Origin of the sequence: Allobosea sp. CER48, from assembly GCF_044752385.1 — a bacterium.
GTDB lineage: Bacteria > Pseudomonadota > Alphaproteobacteria > Rhizobiales > Beijerinckiaceae > Allobosea.
Map to the genome: position 1 here is coordinate 1 of NZ_JBIWYK010000334.1, position 3,589 is coordinate 3,589.

General features: G+C 68.5%; 3 protein-coding genes. 1 reads left to right on the top strand and 2 read right to left on the bottom strand.

Going from position 1 to position 3,589, the window contains the following annotated elements:
* Nucleotides 1–7: 7 nt before the first annotated feature.
* Entirely contained in the window at nt 8–1,540 is a 1,533-nt protein-coding gene (locus tag ACIPIA_RS12275; RefSeq protein ID WP_400509886.1) for an MFS transporter, read from the top strand.
* A gap of 81 nt (nt 1,541–1,621) precedes the next feature.
* On the opposite strand, the gene ACIPIA_RS12280 is transcribed toward ACIPIA_RS12275, so the two are convergent.
* Complete coding sequence (locus tag ACIPIA_RS12280; RefSeq protein ID WP_400509888.1) at nt 1,622–2,482, bottom strand: TIGR01459 family HAD-type hydrolase; 861 nt, start codon at nt 2,480–2,482, stop codon at nt 1,622–1,624.
* The gene (locus ACIPIA_RS12285; RefSeq protein ID WP_400509890.1) at nt 2,482–3,420 is read right to left on the bottom strand and encodes a sugar kinase; all 939 of its coding nucleotides are present in this window, start codon (nt 3,418–3,420) and stop codon (nt 2,482–2,484) included. Before ACIPIA_RS12285 ends, ACIPIA_RS12280 begins: the two co-directional genes overlap by 1 nt.
* Nucleotides 3,421–3,589 lie beyond the last annotated feature (169 nt).

Consider the following 3,589-nt stretch of genomic DNA (forward strand, 5'->3'; position numbering starts at 1 on the left):
GTAACCGATGACGACGTCAGCCGCCTCGACCCAGGGTGGAAGGAAGGCAACCCGCCGCGAATGGATCGGCCTGATCGCGATCGCGCTGCCCTGCATGATCTATTCGATGGACCTCACGGTGCTGAATCTCGCCGTGCCAACATTGACCCGGGACCTGAAGCCCAGCGCGAGCCAGCTGCTCTGGATCATCGACATCTACGGCTTCATGGTCGCCGGCTTCCTGATGACCATGGGTACGCTGGGGGACCGCATAGGCCGCCGTCGGCTGCTGATGATCGGCGCCGCCTTCTTCGGCATCGCCTCGGCCGTCGCAGCCTTCTCGAACAGCGCGGAGATGCTGATCGCCATGCGCGCCGTGCTCGGCATCGCAGGAGCGACCCTTGCTCCCTCGACCCTGTCGCTCATCACCGTTATGTTCACCGACGAGAAGGAGCGCACCTTCGCGATCTCGATGTGGATCGCCAGCTTCTCCGTAGGCGCGATCATCGGGCCGGTCGTCGGCGGCTTCCTGATCGAGTATTTCTGGTGGGGATCGGCGTTCCTGATCGCGGTGCCGCCGATGCTGCTGCTGCTCGCCATCGGCCCGATACTGCTGCCCGAATACCGCGCTCCGAATGCCGGCCGCATCGACATCCTGAGCGCGTTGCTCTCGCTCGCCGCCGTACTCGGGCTGGTCTACGGCATCAAGCACTGGGCCGCCGACGGGTTTGACTGGCAGGCCGCCGCCGCGGTCGTCGCCGGGCTCGGCTTCGTCCTGCTCTTCCTGCGCCGGCAGGCGAGGCTCGCCGATCCGATGATCGATCTCGCCATGTTCCGCATTCCCGCATTCCGCGCGGCGCTGGCGATCAACCTGGCCGGCATCCTCTTCATGTTCGGCAGCTTCATCTTCCTGGCGCAGTATTTCCAGTTGGTAGCGGGGCTTACGCCGCTGCAGGCCGGCCTCTGGTCACTGCCTTCGGCGGTCGCCTTCACGCTGGCTTCCTTCGTGACGCCCAGCCTCGTCGGCCGCTTCACGCCGGCAGCATTGATGGCCGGTGGCATGGCGGTCTCGGCGCTCGGCTTCGTCTGGCTCGTCTTCGCACCGGGCCTGGTGCAGATCGTCGCGGCCTCCGTCGTGTTCTCGATCGGATTCACCCCGGTGATCACGCTGACGACCGGCATCGTCGTCGGCTCCGCCCCGCCCGAGCGCACCGGTGCAGCCTCGGCCATGTCCGAAACCAGCGTGGAGCTCGGCGGCGCGCTCGGCATCGCCGTTCTGGGCAGCCTGGGTGCCGCGCTTTACCGCAGTCGCATGGCGGATGTCGTCGTACCCGGTGTCAGCGCCGAGGCGCTGGCGCCCGCGCGGTCGACACTGGGCGGAGCGCTCGCCTTCGCGACAGGGCTCCCGCCCGAGCAGGCCGGGCCCATGCTGGCGCAGGCCAGCGAGGCGTTCATGCTCGGTTTCCGGGCGGCAGCGACCCTGTCGATCGTCGGCATGCTGTTCTGCATCGTCGTCACGCTGACGACACTGCGCGGCGCGCGCACCGGCGAAGCGCACTGAACCCACACCGGTCAGCTTGCTGCGCGAGCCGACCGGCAGTTCGGCCTCATCACGACGTGGAGCTTGCGGCCCTTGAAGCCGTCAGGCGAGCGCCGCCATCGCGGCGATCGGCTGCACCGGCAGCCCCTCGAGCACCCTGGCGAGCCCGGCGGGATCGACCTCTCCGCCACGCATGGTCTCGTCGCGATGGATGCCGCCGGCGATGAACAGGCTGTCGAAGCCCATCAGCCGTGCGCCGGCGAGATCCGTCCGGACGGCGTCTCCGATCACCAGCACCTTGTCGGCCTCGACCGGGCGCCCCCCGCGCGCCTCGGCCGCGGCAGCGAGCGCAAGGTCATAGGCAGGGCGATGGGGCTTGCCAGCCCAGGCGACCTTGCCGCCGAGCTCCTCATAGATCGCCGCCAGCGAACCGGCGCAGGGCAGCAGATCCTCGCCCACATGCACGACGAGATCGGGATTGCCGCAGATGAAGGGCAGGCCGCGCCGGGCGAAGCGCTCCAGCTGGGGCCGGTACTGTTCCGGCGTCTCGGTCCGGTAGTCGAAGAGCTCGGTCGCGACCACGATGTCGGCTGCCACCTCGTCGACCAGCTCGACCCCGAGGCCGGCAAAGACCGAGCGATCGCTCTCCCAGCCGATATGGTAGACCTGCTTGTGATGGCTCTCGGCCACCAGCGAGCGCGTGACGTCGCCGGAGGTGACGAGCCGATCCCAGGCCTCCCTCGGCACGCGCTTTGCGTCGAGCAGGCCAGCGACCTGTTCCGACGGCGAGGGCGCATTGGACAGGAGCGCCACCGCCCCGCCACGGGCGCGGAATGCCATCAGCGCCTCGCAGGCAGGCTCCAGCGCCCAGAGCCCGTCATGGACGACGCCCCACACGTCGCTGATCAGCACATCGTAGCGGGCGAGGAGATCGCCTGCGCGCTTCAGAACGGGAACGGTCATCAGGCCTTTGCCTCGGCAGTCATGCGCGCCTCGACCTCGGCCCGGCTCGGCAGCGGCGCTACCGCGCCATAACCCTGCGTCGACAGCGCGGCCGCCACGTTGGCGTAGGCGCCCGCCGCGAAGGCGTCGCCCGTCCGCAGGTATTCGGCGAGGAAGGCGCCATCATAGCAATCCCCGGCGCCGGTCGCGTCGATCGCATTGACCTTGATCGGCCGGAAGCGTTCGCGCCGCACCGGCGTCGCGACCAGGGAGCCCTCATGGCCGAGCGTCAGCGCCACCACGCGCGCGCCAAGGCCGAGATAGAAATCGGCGATGGCATCGGGATTGTTCAGCCCGGTGAGCTGCGTCGCGTCGTCGAGCCCCGGCAGGATAATGTCGGCCATGGCGCAGGCGGCGTGGATGATGGCCCGTGCGCGGGTCAGCGGCCAGAGCTTCAGGCGCAGATTGGTGTCGTAGGCGGTCAGCACACCGGCCTTGCGCGCGGTCTCGAAGGCCTCGAACACCGCATCGCAGGCGCTCGCGGATATGGCCTGGCTGATGCCGGAAGCCTGGACGATGCGGGCTGAGCGGATCAGATCGCGCGGCAGATCACGCGGGCTGTAGAGGCTCGCGGCCGAGCCGGCACGCAGATAGGAGAAGACGTGGCCGGACGGGCCGTGATCCACGAAGTAGAGTCCCGTGGGCGCGGTCGGATGCGTCGCGACACGGGAATCGTTGACACCCTCGCGCTTCCACAGGGCCCGGATCGAGTGGCCGGCGCTGTCATCGCCAAGCGCGCCGAGATAGCCAACCGACATGCCCTGCCGCGCCGCCGCAACTGCGCAGTTGGAAGTGTCGCCGCCATGGCCGAACAGGAAGGCCCCGGTCTCGGCCCGGGTCGCATTGAACTCGCCGAGCGGCTCGCCCAGGCACAGAAGATCGAATTGGCTGTCCGTCACGATTTGAAACCATTCAGGTGGCGCCGCTGCGCCGGGAAGCCGTGCCTTCCTAGAGCATAGGATCGAAAAGGGGAAACCGGATTTCGACCCCTTCCCGCTCGGGCGGTGCTGCCGCGCGTCGCGATTACTCGGCCGCCTCGCGCTTCGACGACAGGTTCATCAGCCGATC

Coding starts and splice junctions, on each gene's coding strand:
- ACIPIA_RS12275 (WP_400509886.1), top strand. CDS start 8: ATGACGACGTCAGCCGCCTCGACCCAGGGTGGAAGGAAGGCAACCCGC.
- ACIPIA_RS12280 (WP_400509888.1), bottom strand. CDS start 2,482: ATGACCGTTCCCGTTCTGAAGCGCGCAGGCGATCTCCTCGCCCGCTAC.